10 protein-coding genes are annotated in these 17,312 nt (G+C 61.7%); 6 read left to right on the top strand and 4 right to left on the bottom strand.

Translation table 11 applies throughout. The annotated features are described in order from the left end of the window. The first annotated feature begins 18 nt into the window (after positions 1 to 18). The 5 genes from N005_RS05185 (at position 19) to N005_RS05165 (ending at position 11,372) form a co-directional block, all read left to right on the top strand. Positions 19 to 4,767: an RHS repeat-associated core domain-containing protein gene (locus tag N005_RS05185; protein ID WP_047700020.1), complete on the top strand. Its 4,749-nt coding sequence runs from the start codon at positions 19 to 21 to the stop codon at positions 4,765 to 4,767. Positions 4,768 to 4,936: 169 nt separating this feature from the next. Beyond that, complete coding sequence (locus N005_RS05180; RefSeq protein WP_047700019.1) at positions 4,937 to 5,719, top strand: MetQ/NlpA family ABC transporter substrate-binding protein; 783 nt, start codon at positions 4,937 to 4,939, stop codon at positions 5,717 to 5,719. Positions 5,720 to 6,163: 444 nt separating this feature from the next. Continuing rightward, entirely contained in the window at positions 6,164 to 7,267 is a 1,104-nt protein-coding gene (locus N005_RS05175; RefSeq protein WP_047700017.1) for an efflux RND transporter periplasmic adaptor subunit, read from the top strand. Continuing rightward, complete coding sequence (locus tag N005_RS05170; protein WP_047700015.1) at positions 7,264 to 8,328, top strand: efflux RND transporter periplasmic adaptor subunit; 1,065 nt, start codon at positions 7,264 to 7,266, stop codon at positions 8,326 to 8,328. The genes N005_RS05175 and N005_RS05170 overlap by 4 nt, the downstream gene beginning before the upstream one ends. Then, positions 8,325 to 11,372 (top strand): efflux RND transporter permease subunit, encoded by a 3,048-nt coding sequence (locus N005_RS05165; protein ID WP_047700012.1) that lies wholly within the window; start codon positions 8,325 to 8,327, stop codon positions 11,370 to 11,372. Before N005_RS05170 ends, N005_RS05165 begins: the two co-directional genes overlap by 4 nt. 106 nt (positions 11,373 to 11,478) lie before the next feature. On the opposite strand, the gene N005_RS05160 is transcribed toward N005_RS05165, so the two are convergent. Next, a complete protein-coding gene (locus N005_RS05160; RefSeq protein WP_047700010.1) occupies positions 11,479 to 13,692 on the bottom strand; it encodes a heavy metal translocating P-type ATPase in 2,214 nt (737 codons plus the stop codon). Positions 13,693 to 13,778: 86 nt separating this feature from the next. Between N005_RS05160 and cadR the strand changes: the two genes are divergently transcribed. Further along, positions 13,779 to 14,225 (top strand): Cd(II)/Pb(II)-responsive transcriptional regulator, encoded by a 447-nt coding sequence (cadR, locus tag N005_RS05155; RefSeq protein ID WP_047700008.1) that lies wholly within the window; start codon positions 13,779 to 13,781, stop codon positions 14,223 to 14,225. A 139-nt stretch (positions 14,226 to 14,364) separates the two neighbouring features. On the opposite strand, the gene N005_RS05150 is transcribed toward cadR, so the two are convergent. From N005_RS05150 to N005_RS05140, 3 genes are all read right to left on the bottom strand, one after another. Next, on the bottom strand, positions 14,365 to 15,336 hold the full coding sequence (locus N005_RS05150; protein WP_047700006.1) for a thymidylate synthase: 972 nt from the start codon (positions 15,334 to 15,336) through the stop codon (positions 14,365 to 14,367). A 51-nt stretch (positions 15,337 to 15,387) separates the two neighbouring features. Next, positions 15,388 to 16,197, bottom strand: a complete 810-nt coding sequence (lgt, locus tag N005_RS05145; protein ID WP_042730278.1) for a prolipoprotein diacylglyceryl transferase — start codon at positions 16,195 to 16,197, stop codon at positions 15,388 to 15,390. Positions 16,198 to 16,265: 68 nt separating this feature from the next. Continuing rightward, positions 16,266 to 17,048, bottom strand: a complete 783-nt coding sequence (locus tag N005_RS05140; protein WP_047700165.1) for a sulfite exporter TauE/SafE family protein — start codon at positions 17,046 to 17,048, stop codon at positions 16,266 to 16,268. Between the last annotated feature and the right edge of the window lie 264 nt (positions 17,049 to 17,312).

Raw genomic sequence — 17,312 nt, 5'->3', positions numbered from 1 at the left:
TTGTTCAAGGACGAACCGATGAATACCACTTCACCTCTTCAGGGGCAGCTGACGTCGGCCGCCTTCAAGTTCGACAGCTTTGTCCGTTCGGGCGTGGATCCCAGAACCGGTAGCTGCAGTTGCAGCGTGGCGCTGGACGCGACGCCGCCTGACGCGGCCATCGGGTCGAAAGTATCAGTGACCCTGGCATACGATTCCTTCAATGATCGGGACCTTGGTTTTGGCGCCGGTTGGTCCTTGCGCACTTGCAGCTATGATCAGCGCAGACGAAAGTTGACGCTGACCAACGGGGAAACCTATCAGCTTTTTACCGATGGACGTCAGGTCGCTTTCCAGGACAAGAAGCTCGATAACTTGAGCGTCACGCTGCAAGGCAATGAACTTGTCATTGAACACATCGATGGCAGGATCGAAATCCTTTCGCGCCCCGGTACGACCCATGACGAATGGTTGCTGGCGCGGGAATACAGTCCCGAGGGTAGGGAAACGCTTTATGAGTACCGTCTCGTCACTGGCCGACGGCAACTGGTAGCGGTTTACCAGCAGCATCGCCGAATCTTGCAGGTCGACTACGCCCGGTACCCATCGACGGCTCCGACGATCACCGTGTGGCCGGATATTCCCTCGAGGAAACTCCAATACCTGTTTGCCTTGCGCAATGGACGACTGCAACAGATCCGGTTGCTCACCGCTGAAAATCTCCCGTTGATCTGGTCTTTTGATTATTTGTATGGCCAGGGCTTTTTGCTGATGACTGAAATCCGCCAGCCAAGCGGGGCCCAGCAAACGCTCAAGTACAAGCTGGAAGGCCATAAGCTGCCCAGCGGGGCACCGGTGCCTTACTTGCCCGTTGTGACTCAATCGATCATGTCTCCTGGCGGAGAACAGCCGGCGATGATCAGCGCGTACGAATATTCCGCGAGGAATTTTCTTGGACATGGTTCCGGGATGCGTTGGTCCGCTGAGCGTGATGTGCTTTATGACGTCAGCGACAACTACGAATACTCCTGCACCCAGATCCAGATGGTGCCTGGTCCAAGTGGCCTGCGTGAATCCTCCCGGGTCATACGCACCTACAACCGCTTCCACTCAATGATTTCGCAACGAACCATCAGCGGCAACACGATGCAACTGCGGGAAATCGAATACCACGATGTGCCCAATCGAGGGTTCAGGGATCAGCCCCCGCAGTTCCAGATGCAGCGGGTCGTACGCGATAGCGTTTTTGACACCCGCGTGATTGAGGGGCAACGCCGTACCAACAGCAGAAGTGAGATCACTCGTACATCCTACGATGAGCATGGGAATCTGCTGGAAAAAACCAGTCCGGGCGGGGTGCGGGAGGTCTATGAGTATTTTCCGGCACAAGGGAGCGCGGACTGTCCCGCCAGCCCAATCGGCGTGCCTTGTTTTCTAAAGCAGAAATCGATTATCGCCTCGGCCGATTTCGCCGCCGCGCCGACCACTGTAGTGCGTTATACCTACAGTGAATTGCCCTCGCTGCTTGCGGGTCGCCGCTGTGTCCGGCTCGCCAGCGAAACACTGTACGAGGAAGGCGTCAGTGAGCCCCGTGTAGATTGTCGGCTGCGTTACATCAATAACGTCAATGACTTCTTTCATGGGCGGTTGCACAGCAAGGTCGAAACCGTAGGCGGCGTTCGCAACGAGCACCGTTATGCGTACTGGCGCGAAAACGATAACGTCCGCACCGACCAGACCTTCAGCGCTCAAGGGCTGAGCCATCTGAGGCAGGACTGGCATGACGTGTGCGGGTGGTTGATCAGAACGTGTGAATCCGGCGGTAATACCATCAGCATGGAATACGATTCACTGGGGCAATTGACCCGAGAAACGGTCATGCCTGAGACCGGCCGTTCAGCGTCGCGCCAGTTCATCTATCAGGCGAATGCCAGGTCCGATGGTCGTTGTGTCACTGTCATCGTCAAGGATTCACGCGGGGCCCTGACGGCCACCCGCAGCGATGGACTGGGACGCACCATCAGAGTCGAGAAACAAGACGTCGATATGCCCGGCGCGCCCCTGCGAGTGATCTATGCGGCGAAATATGACGGCCTCGGACGCCTGCAATCGGATGAACAAACCGACTGGTTCAACGGCGAGCCGAAAACCCTGGAGACCCATTACGGGTACGACGAATGGGGGCATCAGAGCCGCATCAGCCGCCGCGGGCAGGTGATTATTCATGATGAAATCGATCCTGTAGCGCGTACTCGCACCCAGTGGATGGCGGGCGGTGGCAAGACCCGTACATTCATCAACGCCCTGGAGAAATCATCGCGCGTCGAACGTGTGGACCTGGCGGGCGTTGTGCGAGAGGTGACCGTCTACGAATACGACGGGCTGGGGCGATGTATCGAGCAAACCGCTTCCGACGGTGCGGTCACCCGCTATACGTACGATCTGGCCGGCCGTGTGCTGAACACGACATTGCCCGACGGTACGGTGATCGAAAAAAAGTACGCCCCACAAAGCCAGGGCGACTATCCCACCCAAATCAGCGCAAACGGTTACGTGGTGGGCCGTCGTACCTATGACGGGCTGATGCGCATTACCGGCAACCAGTCTGGCGGTCGTACTGAACGGATGGCCTATGAAGGTTCCAGCAGGAACCCTTCGCAGAAGAGCACGGCAGCCGGAAAAGAGTTGCGGTTCACCCATGATCCGTTGCTTGAGGATGGCCTCACCGGCCGCTCCGGCGGCCAGGCGTCCGTTGCGGCAAGACACCGGTTCGACCCTCGCACAGGTCTGCTCTTGGAGTCGTCCAATTCGCTGGTGCAGCGACGCCTGGAATACTGTCCTTCCGGCCGGCTCAGCCGGGAGTCATGGGTCACGGCACTTGATCGGTTCGACAGTGGGCAAACCTATTCGTTGATGGGCAAGCCGATGGTCCACACGGATGTCGACGGCACGACCCGCACCTGTGCCTATGACCGGACGGGACGCCTTGTGGCAATCACCCAACGCTCGGCTGCCGCTTCCCCTCAGGAGTGCATCACCGCCACGTACACCTACGACGCTCAAGAGCAGGTCAAGCGCGTCGCCGTCACCGATCCTCGGTCGGGCCGTTCGATGGTCACTGACCTGGCTTATGACGGGTTCGGCCGCGAAATCCTTCGACGGTCCGCCCAAGGAAATGACGTCGTCGAGGTTGCCCAGTCGTTCGGTCCGGGCGACAGGCTCAGCCAGCGTACGCTCAGGTCCAACGGGGTCGTGCGTGTCGAGACGTTTGCCTATGACGTGCGAGGCCGGTTGACGCGTTACGCCTGCGATGGCCAGCAGGCGCCGGTGGACGCGCAGGGTAAAGTCATCGTTTCGCAGAGCTACGCCTATGATTTTCTCGATAACATCCGCCAGGTCGTTACGCATTTCACAGGCGGCGCGAACACCGCAACGTATCGATACGACTTGGCTGATAAAACCCAGCTCAGCGCCGTTACCAATAGCCATCCCGACTATGCCTCTGCCGATGCGACTTTCCAGTATGACGATGACGGCAATCTGCTCAACGATTCCCATGGACGAAAGCTGCACTATGACGAATTGGGTCGCCTGGAGCGCGTGAGTTCGGCTGACTCGAGGTCGACACTGGCGCGCTATCGGTACGATGCCTCTGACCGGTTGCATGCCATTGAGTGGGCAGGGCAGAAGTCATGTCGGCGCTTCTACCGTGCAGAGCAGTTATGCAGCGAAATAACGGGTGAGGACAGTCGCAGCATCCTGTACGAAGAGCGGCAGTTGTTGGCGTTGTCCCAGGGCCGGGACACGCGGCTATTCGGAACCGATGGCAGTGGCAACGTCTTGCAAGCACTTTGCGGCGGCGACAACACCCGACATGCCTATTCGCCCTATGGGCAACGCTCGGCGACAGACGGATTGGACAGTCTGTTCGGTCTCGGCGGCGAGCCGCTGGATCCGGTGACCGGTTGTTATCTGCTTGGCAACGGCTATCGGGCCTACGATCCGGTACTGATGCGATTTCACCGGCCAGACAACTGGAGTCCTTTCGATGGCGGTGGTCTCAACGCCTATGCCTATTGTCTCGGGGACCCGATCAATCTGAGCGATCCGACCGGGCATATTTCTACCTGGGGCTGGATCAAGGTCGGTCTTACCGCTGCTTTCGCGATCGCTTCCGTTGCATTCACCATCGCAACCCTGGGCGCATCCGCGCCGCTGATAGGGATGTCGTTCTCGGCCGCAACGGCCTTGACGCTGGAGGTGGTATCCGGCGCGGCGTCGATAGCATCCATCGTGTTGGAGGAGGCGGCTCCGGACGCCGTCGCGACCCAACTCCTGAGCTACACCAGCATTGCCTTGGGCGTCGTCTCCGGGGGGGCTTCCCTGACGGGTAAGTTGCTGGGCAAAGGGACATCAGTCGCCTTGCAGAAAACAGTCGAGTCACTCAGTGACGTCGTGACCCTGGGCCGCAGCAATGCCTTGCGTGGGACACGCCTCGGTGACTACGCCAGGGCCGCGAGTCCTCTGGTTCGAAGCGCAGGGCGACGCAACCTCATTGCCTTGCAAAACGATCTCAGAAATGTACTGACTGCCAAGGACGTGGTCAGCTATGCCAACTACCCGGTCAAGGGCGTCACCTACACAATCGATCGGGACAAGTACATTGAAAAAGCCCGGGGATTCCTGGGACTGACCGAGGAGAGATCCGGTAGCGGTCGGCCTGGCGAGGCGCCGGATGATATCTACGGGGACATCAGGCAGCGAAGTTCGGATATCCGCTTCGCATGAACAGCCTGTATAGGTCTATAAGCTATTGATATATGTACTTCCATAAAAGGTATTGTTAAGGCATAAAAAATATCGGTATCTTCCGTATCACGCCAGCGATAGCAATTCGCTGGCACTTCCACATTGGCCGTCGTCCGTGACGACCGTGATTTTTCGATAAGGACACTGCATGAAAAAGGTTCTGTTGTTCACCGCATTGGCGGCAGCGCTGGCTTCGGGCCTGGCCCAGGCCGCGGAGAAACTGGTGGTAGCGGCTACTCCGGTACCCCACGCTGAAATCCTCGAGCTGATCAAGCCGGCCTTGGCCAAGGAAGGCGTGGACCTGCAGATCAAAGTGTTTACCGACTACGTGCAGCCCAACGTACAGGTCGATCAGAAGCGTCTGGACGCCAACTACTTCCAGACCCTGCCATACCTCAAGAGCTTCAACGAAGGCAAAGGCACGAACCTGGTCACTGTGATCGGTGTGCACGTCGAACCGTTTGGCGGCTACTCGAAGAAAGTCAAAAGCCTGGCCGAGCTGAAAGACGGCGCCACCATCGCCATCCCCAACGAGGGCAGCAACAGCGGCCGCGCCCTGATCCTCTTGCAGAAGGCTGGCCTGATCGAACTGAAGGACCCGAAAAACGCCCTGGCAACACCCAAGGACATCGCCAAGAACCCGCATGACTTCAAGTTCAAGGAACTGGAATCGGCCATGCTGCCGCGGGTGCTGGATCAGGTCGACCTGGACATGATCAACACCAACTACGCCCTGGAAGCGGGTCTCAACCCGGCCAAGGATGCGCTGGTGATCGAAGGTTCGGATTCGCCTTACGTCAACTTCCTGGTGGCCCGTCCGGACAACAAGGACAGCGCCGCCATGCAGAAACTGGCCAAGGCCCTGACCAGCCCGGAAGTGAAGGCGTTCATCGAGAAGAAATACAGCGGCGCGGTATTGCCGGCGTTCTGATCGACCCCGTCCTGTAAAAAGCTGGAATGATCGTGGCGAGGGAGCTTGCTCCCTCTCCACAATGAATTGAAGTAACGGGCCCCTGCCTGGGGCTTCTGCGGCTACACCGCTCCCATCTTCAGCGCGCGACGCAGGGCCACCAGCAGTTTGACAAGATCTCGCGGGTCGAGGGGTTGCGGGGCTTTCACGTCAGCCATGGGTATCTCCTTGTGATGAGGGCTGCGGTTCCTTGGAGAGATTCCTTTCACCAAAGCCCGTCTGCAATTCCCGGAAAGATAGACGGCCCCCTTCCGCTACGCAAACGTCCATGTCTGCTCAATCACCGATCTGACCGGTCCTGTCCCGGCTTCTTGGGCCTGGCCCTGCCTGTGCATCCATGGAACCCTGTTCTAAGCTCACAGTCGTATCGTCACTGGTACGCTCGTACAGCGCAAAGGAGTCTGCATGGCTGGTCCCCGAAACAAACTGGTTGTTGGCTTGGGTTTGTGTGCATTGCTAGCGGGATGCGGTGACGAAAAGATTGGTGAAAAAGCCCTGCCACGGGTTTTCGTGCAGCAAGCCGTGCCAACCGAGTATGCGGCCTCGGTGACCCTGACCGGGGATGTCCAGGCTCGGGTGCAGACCGATCTGTCGTTTCGGGTAGGCGGCAAGATCATCGAGCGCAAGGTCGATGTCGGCGATCGTGTCTCGGCCCGGCAAGTGCTGGCGCGGCTCGACCCCAGGGACCTGCAGACCAACGTCGACTCCGCCGAGGCCCAGGTGGCTGCCGAACAGGCGCGGGTCAAGCAAAGCGCGGCGGCCTTCGTGCGCCAGCAGAAACTCCTGCCCAAGGGCTATACCAGCCAAAGCGAATACGACGCGGCCCAGGCGCAATTGCGCAGCAGCCAGAGCGCGCTCACGGCCGCCCAGGCCCAGCTGGCCAATGCGCGGGAACAACTGAGCTACACCGCGCTGATCGCCGAGGCGCCGGGCATCATCACGGCGCGCCAGGCCGAGGTCGGCCAGGTGATACAGGCCACGGAGCCGATCTTCAGTCTGGCCCGGGACGGCGAGCGTGACGCGGTGTTCAACATCTACGAATCGTTGCTGAGCGAGCCCCCCTCGGATCCGGCCATTGTCATCAGCCTGCTGGACAACCCGGCCATCCAGACCACCGGCAAGGTGCGCGAGATCACCCCGGCGGTGTCCGCCGAAACCGGCACCGTGCAGGTCAAGGTGACCCTCGACGATTTGCCCGAGGGCATGCGCCTGGGCTCGGTGGTCAGTGCCACTGCCAAATCCGCCGGCAAGACCGCCGTGGAACTGCCCTGGTCGGCATTGACCAAGAACCTCAGCGAGCCGGCCGTGTGGCTGGTGGACGGCGAAGGCAAGGCGCAATTGCGCACCGTCACTGTCGGCCGCTACCTGACCGGGAAAGTCATCATCAGCGACGGGCTCAAGAAAGGGGAGACCGTCGTCACGGCCGGCGGGCAATTGCTGCATCCTGGCGTGCGCGTCGAGATCGCTGAAAACCGCCATGACAAACCGCCGGCAGGAGCCCAACCATGAAGCGCTTGTGGATGGTCCTGGCGAGCCTGGCCCTGGCGGCCTGCTCGAAGGAAGACGCGCCGCCCGAGCCGGTACGTCCGGTGTTGTCCATCGAAGTCCGGGCGCTCGACCAGCAGGCCCTCGGACGTTTCGCCGGGAATATCCAGGCGCGTTACGAGAGCAATGTGGGTTTCCGCGTACCGGGGCGAATTGCCAGCCGTAATGTCGATGTCGGCGCGGAAGTGAAGAAAGGCGATCTGCTGGCGACCCTTGACCCCACCGATCAGCAGAACCGGTTGCGTGCCGCCCAGGGCGACCTTGCGCGGATCGAGGCGCAGTACATCAACGCCCAGGCCAATGCCCGTCGCCAGCAGCAGTTGTTCGATCGGGGTGTCGGTGCCCAGGCGCAGCTGGACGTCGCCCAGACCGACCTGAAAACCACCGGCGCCTCCCTCGAGCAGGCCCGGGCGGCGGTGGAGCAGGCCCATGACCAGCTCAACTACAGCGAGCTGCGCACCGACCACGACGCCGTAGTCACGGCCTGGACCGCAGAAGCCGGGCAGGTGGTGACTGCCGGCCAACAAGTGGTGACCCTGGCCCGCCCGGACATCAAGGAGGCGGTGATCGACCTGCCGGCCGGGCTGGCCGAACGTCTGCCCGAGGACGTGGTATTCGAAGTCGCGGCGCAACTGGACCCGAGTATCCGCACCACCGCCACCGTGCGCGAGATCGAGCCCCAGGCCCAGAGCGCCACCCGCACCCGTCGCGCGCGCCTGACCTTGACCGACACCCCACCGGGCCTGCGCCTGGGCACGGCCATCAGCGTGACGCTGAGCTCGGCCATCGAACCGCGCATCGAGTTGCCACTCAGCGCGCTGCAGGAAGTCGATGGCAAGGCGCGGATCTGGCTCGTCGACCCGCAGAGCCAGACCGTCTCGCCCCGTGAGGTGAAGATTCTCGAACGTTCGGCCGACTCGGTGTTGGTGGCCAACGGCATCAAGCCCGGCGACCGCGTGGTCAGTGCCGGCGTCAACAGCCTCCAGCCGGGGCAGAAAGTGAAACTCGATGAGGATGCACGATGAAAGGGCCCTTCAACCTGTCCGAGTGGGCCCTGCGGCATCAGTCGTTTGTCTGGTACCTGATGTTCGTTGCGTTGCTGATGGGCGTGTTTTCCTACGTGAACCTGGGCCGCGAAGAAGACCCGTCGTTCACCATCAAGACCATGATCATCCAGACCCGTTGGCCGGGCGCGACCCAGGAGGAAACCCTCAAGCAGGTCACCGACCGCATCGAGAAAAAACTCGAAGAGCTGGACTCCCTCGACTACGTCAAAAGCTACACCCGGCCGGGCGAGTCGACGGTCTTCGTGTACCTGCGCGACACCACCAGCGCCAAGGACATTCCCGAGATCTGGTATCAGGTACGCAAGAAGATCAACGACATTCGTGGCGACTTCCCCGAAGGCTTGCAGGGGCCGGGTTTCAACGACGAATTCGGCGACGTGTACGGTTCGGTGTATGCCTTTACCGGTGACGGCCTGTCGATGCGCCAGTTGCGCGACTACGTGGAACAGGTGCGGGCCGAGATCCGTGACGTGCCCGGCTTGGGCAAGGTGGAAATGCTCGGCGAGCAGAATGAAGTGCTGTACCTGAATTTCTCCACGCGCAAACTCGCTGCATTGGGCATCGACCAGCGCCAGGTGGTGCAGAGCCTGCAATCCCAGAATGCGGTGACGCCTGCCGGGGTGATCGACGCCGGGCCGGAGCGGATTTCCGTGCGCACGTCCGGGCAGTTCCAATCGGAAAAGGACCTGGCCAACGTCAACCTGCGCCTCAATGACCGGTTCTATCGACTGGCCGACATCGCCGAGATCAGTCGCGGCTACGTCGATCCGGCTACGCCGCTGTTCCGTTTCAACGGCACGCCGGCCATCGGCCTGGCCATCGCCATGAAGAAGGGCGGCAACATCCAGGAGTTCGGCAAGGCGCTGCATGCCCGTATGACCGAACTGACCGCCGACCTGCCGGTGGGCGTCGGCGTGCATACGGTGTCGGACCAGGCCGAAGTGGTACAGGAGGCCGTCGGCGGCTTTACCAGCGCCTTGTTCGAGGCGGTGGTGATCGTGCTGGTGGTCAGCTTCATCAGCCTGGGCATACGCGCCGGCCTGGTTGTGGCCTGCTCGATTCCCCTGGTGCTGGCGATGGTCTTTGTGTTCATGGAATACAGCGGCATCACCATGCAACGGATCTCCCTCGGCGCGTTGATCATCGCCCTCGGCCTGCTGGTGGACGACGCGATGATCACCGTGGAAATGATGGTCACGCGCCTGGAAAAAGGTGAAACCAGGGAGCAGGCCGCGACCTTCGCCTACACCTCGACCGCGTTCCCGATGCTCACCGGCACCCTCGTCACCGTCGCCGGTTTCGTGCCCATCGGCCTGAACGCCAGCTCCGCCGGCGAATACACCTTCACCCTGTTCGCGGTGATCGCCGTGGCGATGCTGGTGTCCTGGATCGTCGCGGTGCTGTTCGCCCCGGTGATCGGCGTGCATATTCTCAGTACAAACGTGAAACCCCACGACACCGAGCCGGGGCGAATCGGCCGGGCGTTCAATGGCGGCCTGCTGTGGGCGATGCGCAATCGCTGGTGGGCCATCGGCATCACCGTGCTGCTGTTCGTGCTGGCGGTGTTCTGCATGCGCTTTGTGCAGAACCAGTTCTTTCCGTCTTCGGACCGGCCGGAGATCCTGGTGGACCTCAACCTGCCGCAGAACGCCTCGATGGACGAGACGCGCAAGGCCGTCGACCGCCTGGAGGCGACCCTCAAGGGCGACCCGGACATCGAGCGTTGGAGCACCTACATCGGCGAAGGCGCGATTCGTTTCTACCTGCCGCTGGACCAACAACTGCAGAACCCCTACTACGCGCAACTGGTGATCGTCAGCAAAGGCCTGGAGTCGCGCACGGCTCTCACCGAGCGCCTGCAAAAACGCCTGCGCGAGGACTTCGTCGGCATCGGCAGCTACGTGCAGGCCCTGGAAATGGGGCCGCCGGTAGGCCGGCCGATCCAGTATCGGGTCAGCGGCAAGGACATCGATCAGGTGCGCAAGCATGCCATCGAGCTGGCCACCGAACTGGACAAGAACGAGCACATCGGCGAAATCATTTACGACTGGAACGAGCCGGGCAAGGTCCTGCGCATCGACATCGCCCAGGACAAGGCACGGCAGCTGGGGTTGTCCTCCGATGACGTGGCCAAGCTGATGAACAGCATCGTCAGCGGGTCGCCGGTCACCCAGGTCGACGACGACATCTACCTGATCAACGTGGTCGGGCGTGCCGTGGACAGCGAACGGGGCTCGCCGGAAACCTTGCAGAACCTGCAGATCGTCACGCCGGGCGGCACGTCGATTCCGTTGCTGGCGTTCGCCACGGTGCGCTATGAACTGGAACAGCCGCTGGTGTGGCGTCGCGACCGCAAGCCAACGATCACCATCAAGGCCGCCGTACGCGATGAAATCCAGCCCACCGATCTGGTGAAGCAGTTGCAACCGGACATCGACAAGTTCGCCGCCAGCTTGCCCGTGGGCTACAAGGTCGCCACCGGGGGGACGGTGGAAGAGAGCGGCAAGGCCCAGGGGCCGATTGCCAGCGTCGTGCCGCTGATGCTGTTCCTGATGGCGACGTTCCTGATGATCCAACTGCACAGCGTGCAGAAGCTGTTCCTGGTGGCCAGCGTCGCCCCCCTCGGGTTGATCGGCGTGGTGCTGGCGCTGGTCCCCACAGGTACGCCCATGGGCTTCGTCGCGATCCTGGGAATCCTGGCGCTGATCGGCATCATCATCCGCAACTCGGTGATCCTGGTCACCCAGATCGATGAGTATGAGCGCGACGGCTATGAGCCCTGGGATGCGGTGGTGGAAGCCACCCAACACCGGCGGCGACCGATCCTGCTCACGGCGGCTGCGGCGAGCCTGGGGATGATCCCGATTGCCCGGGAAGTGTTCTGGGGGCCGATGGCCTACGCGATGATCGGCGGGATCATCATCGCCACTCTGTTGACGTTGCTGTTCCTGCCGGCGCTGTATGTGGCCTGGTACAAGATTCGCGAGCCGCGCAAGTCATAGGGCCGCTGCGTAGCCCATCGCGAGCAGGCTCGCTCCCACAGTGGATCAGAGGTCAATGTGGGAGCGAGCCTGCTCGCGATGGGGCCTGTCCATCACCCGGAATTCTTCATTTACGCAACAACCGCAACCCATTGAACACTACCAGCAAACTCACCCCCATGTCGGCAAACACCGCCATCCACATGGTGGCGAACCCGGCAAAGGTGACGCCGAGGAAGATCGCCTTGATCACCAGCGCCAGGGCGATGTTCTGTTTCAGGATGCTTGAAGTTTGCCGCGACAAGCGGATGAAGGCCGGGATCTTGCGCAGGTCATCGTCCATCAAGGCGACATCGGCGGTCTCGATGGCCGTATCGGTGCCGGCCGCCGCCATGGCGAAGCCGATTTCCGAGCGGGCCAGGGCGGGGGCGTCGTTGATACCGTCGCCCACCATGCCGACCCGGTGACCCAGGGCGTACAGGTTTTCGATGGCTTGCAGCTTGTCCCCCGGCAGCAGGTCGCCCCGCGCCTGATCCATGCCGACCTGGCCGGCAATCGCTTCGGCGGTGTGGGCGTTGTCGCCGGTGAGCATCAGGGTCTTGATGCCCAGTTCATGCAATTGCCGGATGGCTTCACGGCTGGAGTCCTTCACGGTGTCGGCCACGGCGAACAGCGCCAGGGGACCCGAGCCGTCGAGCAGCAGCACCACGGACTTGCCTTGTTTTTCCAGGGCGAAGAGTTGCTCTTCCAGTTCCGGGGAGCACAGGCCCAGGTCTTCCACCAGGCGATGATTGCCCAAGTGGTAGGTCTGGCCGTTGATATCGCCTCGCACTCCCCGCCCGGGCAGCGCTTCGAAGTTATCCACAGGCTGCGGCGCCGGTTGTTTATCCACAGCGGCGATGGCCCTGGACACCGGGTGATCGGAACGGGCGGCGAGGCTGGCGGCCAGGGCCGGGGCGGTGGCTTCCACGCTCGGGTCCAGCGCCACATAGTCGGTCTGTACCGGTTTGCCGTGGGTGATCGTGCCGGTCTTGTCGAGGGCGAGGTAGTCGAGCTTGTAGCCACCCTCCAGGTACACGCCACCCTTGACCAGGATGCCTTTGCGCGCTGCCGCGGCAAGACCGCTGACGATGGTCACCGGGGTGGAAATCACCAGTGCACAGGGGCAGGCGACCACCAGCAGCACCAGGGCCCGGTAAATCCAGTCGAACCACGCCGCGCCCATGAACAGTGGCGGGATGACGGCTACCGCCAGCGCCAGGGCAAACACCGCCGGAGTATAGATTGTCGAGAATCGGTCGACGAAGCGTTGGGTCGGCGCGCGGGAGCCCTGGGCCTGCTCCACGGCGTGGATGATTCGCGCCAGGGTTGATTGGTCGGCTGCCGCAGTCACGCTGTATTCCAGCTCGCCGGCCTGGTTGATGGTGCCAGCGAACACCTTGTCGCCCACGGTTTTTTCCACCGGCAGGCTTTCGCCGGTAATCGGCGCCTGGTCGATGGTCGAGCGACCGGCCAGCACTTCACCGTCCAGCCCGACGCGTTCGCCAGGGCGAACCCGTACCCGGGCGCCGAGGGCGATGGTCTTGACCTCTTGCGCCTGCCACGTGCCATCGGTCTGTTGCACGGTGGCTTGTTCCGGCGCCATCTGCATCAGCCCGCTGATGGCATTGCGCGCCCGGTCGAGGGATTTGGCTTCGATCAGCTCGGCCACAGTGAACAGGAACATCACCATGGCCGCTTCCGGCCACTGGCCGATCAGCACCGCGCCGGTCACTGCGATGCTCATCAATGCATTGATGTTCAGGTTGAGGTTCTTCAGGGCGATCCAGCCCTTCTTGTAGGTGCCCAGGCCGCCGCTGAGGATCGACACCAGGGCCACCACGGCGACTACCCAACCTGGCGCGGAATTGGTGAAGTGGATCACCTCGGCGCTCAGGGCTGTGACGCCGGACAGCGCCAACGGCCACCAGGGCTTGGCCGGGGCCGGCAGATCGTTGGTTTGTTGCGCCTGGCCCGGCGCCAGCGGTTCGGCCTGTATGCCGAGGGACTGGATGGCACGGATGATCGGCCCATCGTCGGCCAGGTCGTGGGTTACACCCAATACGCGATTGATCAGGTTGAATTCCAGCTGCTGCACGCCTTCGAGCTTGCCGAGCTTGTTCTGGATCAGTGTCTGTTCGGTGGGACAGTCCATTGCTTCGATGCGAAAACTGCTCAGCCGGGCACCGTCCGTCGGCGCTTTACCGAGGTTGACCACGGACGGCGCGGCTTTCGACGCGCAGCAGGAATGCCCGTGGTCATGGCCGTGGACGGGCTTATGGATGTGATGGGAGTCGCTCATTGGGTTACGTCCATGAAAAGTGCTTGTTGCACAGTAAAGACCCTGTAGCCACTATAGGGTCAAGCACCTGTTCAGGAGGCAATGCCATGAAGATCGGCGAGCTGGCGAAAATCACCGACTGCCAAGTCGAAACCATCCGTTATTACGAGCGCGAAGGCCTGCTGCCGGAGCCGGCCCGCAGCGACGGCAATTACCGCGTCTACACCCAGGCCCACGCCGAGCGGCTGACGTTCATCCGCAACTGTCGCACCCTGGATATGACCCTGGAAGAAATCCGCAGTTTGCTGGCCTTGCGTGACAGCCCTCAGGATCAGTGCGAAAGCGTCAACGCGCTGGTCGACGAGCACATCCTCCACGTCAAGGCTCGCATCGACGGCCTGCTGGCCTTGCAGGCACAACTGATCGACCTGCGCCGTCGCTGCGGCGAAGGACCGGATCCGGATCAATGCGGGATCTTGCAGCGCCTGGAAGTGAGCGGGGCGGTGGTGCCGGAGGTGGAGCCTTCGCATGTGGGGCGCAGTCACGGGCATTGAGTGCCTGGCCCCGAAATCCATGGCGAACCCTGTGGGAGCGAGCCTGCTCGCGATTGCGGTGGGTCAGCCAACACTTATGTGTCTGATGTACCGCAATCGCGAGCAGGCTCGCTCCCACAGGGATGGATAGTGGTGTGCTTCAGACCGCCATCGGCGCGGTCATCGGCGCATGGTGTTGGTAGCCTTCTAGGGAGAAGTCGCCCGGCTCCACCAGTTCCAGCCACTCGGGCTGGTACACACCGGTCTTGGCAAACTCCGGTACCCGCTCGGAAATCACCAGCCTTGGCATCGGGAACGGCTCGCGGGTGAGTTGTTCGTTGAGCATGTCCAGGTGGTTTTCGTAGACGTGGGCGTCACCGATGAAATAGGTGAACCAGCGCGGCGTGTAGCCGGTCAGGCGACCGATCAGGCTCAGCAGCGCGGCGCCTTCGGTGAGGTTGAACGGCGTGCCCAGGCCCAGGTCGTTGGAGCGGATGTAGAGGGTCAGGGAAATTTCCTTCGTCTCGACATTCGGGTGGAACTGATACAGCAGATGGCACGGCGGCAGGGCCATTTCATCGAGCTGGGCGCAGTTCCAGCCGTGGAACAGGATGCGCCGGCTGCCTGGGTCCTTGATGATGGTGTCGACACACTGGCGAACCTGGTCGATGGCCTTGTACAGCACCACATAGGCCTGGCCGTTTTCCTCGCCTTCGGCGATCTGCCGGTAGCCCTGGGCCAGGGTCTGCTCGATGGCTGCCGGATTGCTCACGGGGATCTGCTTGTAGGCCGGCCATTTGCGCCACTGCACGCCGTAGATTTCCCCCAGGTCGTCGGCGCCCTGGCGGAACGGGTTGGCCAGCCACTGGGCGTTTTCGTTGGCGTTCTGATCCCAGACCTTGCAGCCCAAGGCGCGGAATTCGGCGGCGTTGTTGACGCCACGGAGAAAACCGCACATCTCGCCGATGGCCGATTTGAACGCCATCTTGCGGGTGGTGATGGCCGGGAAACCGTCTTTCAAGTCATAGCGCAGCATCGCACCAGGAAAACTGATGGTGTTCACGCCCGTGCGGTTGGCCTGCTTGGTGCCGTTCTTGATGACATGGGCCACCAGATCGAGATATTGCTTCATGAATTACCTGTGTCCTTGAACCCGAGGCCAGCGCCTCGGTGTCCGAATTTTTTAAGCCTTGGCCGCCGCAGCCGGCGCACGATGATAAGCCAGCCAGATCAGCACCAGGCCACCGACGATCATCGGCAGGCACAGCACCTGGCCCATGGTCAGCCAGTTCCACGCCAGATAGCCGAGCTGGGCATCCGGCACACGGACGAACTCGACGATGAAGCGGAAGATGCCGTAGAAGAGCGCGAACATGCCTGACACCGCCATCGTCGGCCGTGGCTTGCGCGAGAACAGCCAGAGAATCAGGAACAGCGCTACGCCTTCAAGGGCGAACTGGTACAACTGCGACGGATGGCGCGGCAACTGCGCCGGATCGCTGAACGGTGGGAAGACCATTGCCCACGGCACGTCGGTCGGCTTGCCCCATAATTCGGCGTTGATGAAGTTGCCGATGCGCCCGGCGCCCAGGCCGATCGGCACCATCGGCGCGACGAAGTCCATCAGCTCGAAGAACGACTTGTTGTTGCGCTTGCCGAACCACACCGCCGCCAGCATCACGCCGATGAAGCCACCGTGGAACGACATGCCGCCCTTCCAGACCTCGAAGATCAGCGTCGGATTCGCCAGGTAGGCGCTCAGGTCATAGAACAGCACATAACCCAGGCGTCCGCCGACGATCACACCCATGGACAGCCAGAACACCAGGTCGGAGAGCTTTTCCTTGTTCCAGGTCGGGTCGAAACGGTTGAGCCGTCGCGACGCCAGCAGCCAGGCACCGCCGATGCCGACCAGGTACATCAGGCCGTACCAGTGGATTTTCAGCGGGCCGATGGCCAGGGCCACCGGATCGATCTGCGGGTAAGGCAGCATTGGTATTCCTCGTAAACGTCAAAAATACTGGGGTGACCCTGTCACCCCGGGATTAAGCCAGGATTGCGTCAGAGCAGGAAACTCAGGCCCACGCTGAACAGCAAAGCCGCGAACAGCCGCTTGAGCAAGCGTGGCGACAGGCGATGGGCCAGTCGTGCGCCGACGCGGGCGAAGACCATGCTCGTCAGGGCGATGCCCAGCAGTGCCGGCAAATACACAAAACCGAGACTATGGGCCGGCAACAGCGGATCGTGCCAGCCCAGAATCATGAAACTTAATGCACTGACCAGAGCGATCGGCAAGCCGCAGGCCGACGAAGTAGCCACTGCCTGCTGCATGGGCACGCTGCGCCAGGTCAGGAACGGTACGGTGAGCGAGCCGCCGCCGATGCCGAAAATCGCCGAGGCCCAGCCGACGACCGTGCCGGCCAGGGTCAACCCGGCCTTGCCAGGCACCGTGCGGCTGGCCTTGGGTTTGAAATCCAGGGCCAGTTGCGCGGCGACGATCATGGCGAACACGCCGATGATCTTTTGCAGGTGCGGGCCGGAAATCGCTTCGGCGGTGACTGCACCGAAACCGGCGCCGATCAGGATCCCGACGGTCATCCAGGCGAAAATCGGCCAGCGTACCGCGCCTTTGCGCTGATGCTCACGCACGGCATTGACCGAGGTGAAGATGATCGAGGCCAAGGACGTACCGACGGCCAAGTGCGTCAATACCTGCGGGTCGAAACCTTGCAGGGTGAAGCTGAACACCAGTACCGGGACAATGATCATCCCGCCACCCACGCCGAACAACCCGGCCAGCACCCCGGCGCAGGCGCCGAGCAGCAGATAGATCACGAATTCCACCAGCGTCCCCCCGCCCATCCCCGAAACAAGAGCGGCATGGTAACGGATCCATGGCCTTGGGCTCTACTGAAGGTGATGGATGCGTAAGTGATGTATGGGTAGAGTGACCCATAGCTGACTTGCGCAGAATCTCTGTGGCGAGGGGATTTATCCCCGCTGGGCTGCGAAGCGGCCCTGAAAACCTGACATCCCGGCGTGTCAGGTTGATTGAGTCGATAGTTTTGGGACTGCTTCGCAGTCCAACGGGGATAAATCCCCTCGCCA

Origin of the sequence: Pseudomonas mediterranea CFBP 5447, from assembly GCF_000774145.1 — a bacterium.
Classification (GTDB): Bacteria; Pseudomonadota; Gammaproteobacteria; order Pseudomonadales; family Pseudomonadaceae; genus Aquipseudomonas; species Aquipseudomonas mediterranea.
This window is presented reverse-complemented; position numbering and strand designations above follow the sequence as displayed.

What these genes read in the sequence shown, in the direction of transcription:
- N005_RS05180 (WP_047700019.1), top strand. Translation starts at nt 4,937, where the DNA reads ATGAAAAAGGTTCTGTTGTTCACCGCATTGGCGGCAGCGCTGGCTTCG.
- N005_RS05185 (WP_047700020.1), top strand. Translation starts at nt 19, where the DNA reads ATGAATACCACTTCACCTCTTCAGGGGCAGCTGACGTCGGCCGCCTTC.
- N005_RS05165 (WP_047700012.1), top strand. Translation starts at nt 8,325, where the DNA reads ATGAAAGGGCCCTTCAACCTGTCCGAGTGGGCCCTGCGGCATCAGTCG.
- lgt (WP_042730278.1), bottom strand. Translation starts at nt 16,197, where the DNA reads ATGCTGCCTTACCCGCAGATCGATCCGGTGGCCCTGGCCATCGGCCCG.
- N005_RS05160 (WP_047700010.1), bottom strand. Translation starts at nt 13,692, where the DNA reads ATGAGCGACTCCCATCACATCCATAAGCCCGTCCACGGCCATGACCAC.
- N005_RS05170 (WP_047700015.1), top strand. Translation starts at nt 7,264, where the DNA reads ATGAAGCGCTTGTGGATGGTCCTGGCGAGCCTGGCCCTGGCGGCCTGC.
- N005_RS05175 (WP_047700017.1), top strand. Translation starts at nt 6,164, where the DNA reads ATGGCTGGTCCCCGAAACAAACTGGTTGTTGGCTTGGGTTTGTGTGCA.
- cadR (WP_047700008.1), top strand. Translation starts at nt 13,779, where the DNA reads ATGAAGATCGGCGAGCTGGCGAAAATCACCGACTGCCAAGTCGAAACC.
- N005_RS05150 (WP_047700006.1), bottom strand. Translation starts at nt 15,336, where the DNA reads ATGAAGCAATATCTCGATCTGGTGGCCCATGTCATCAAGAACGGCACC.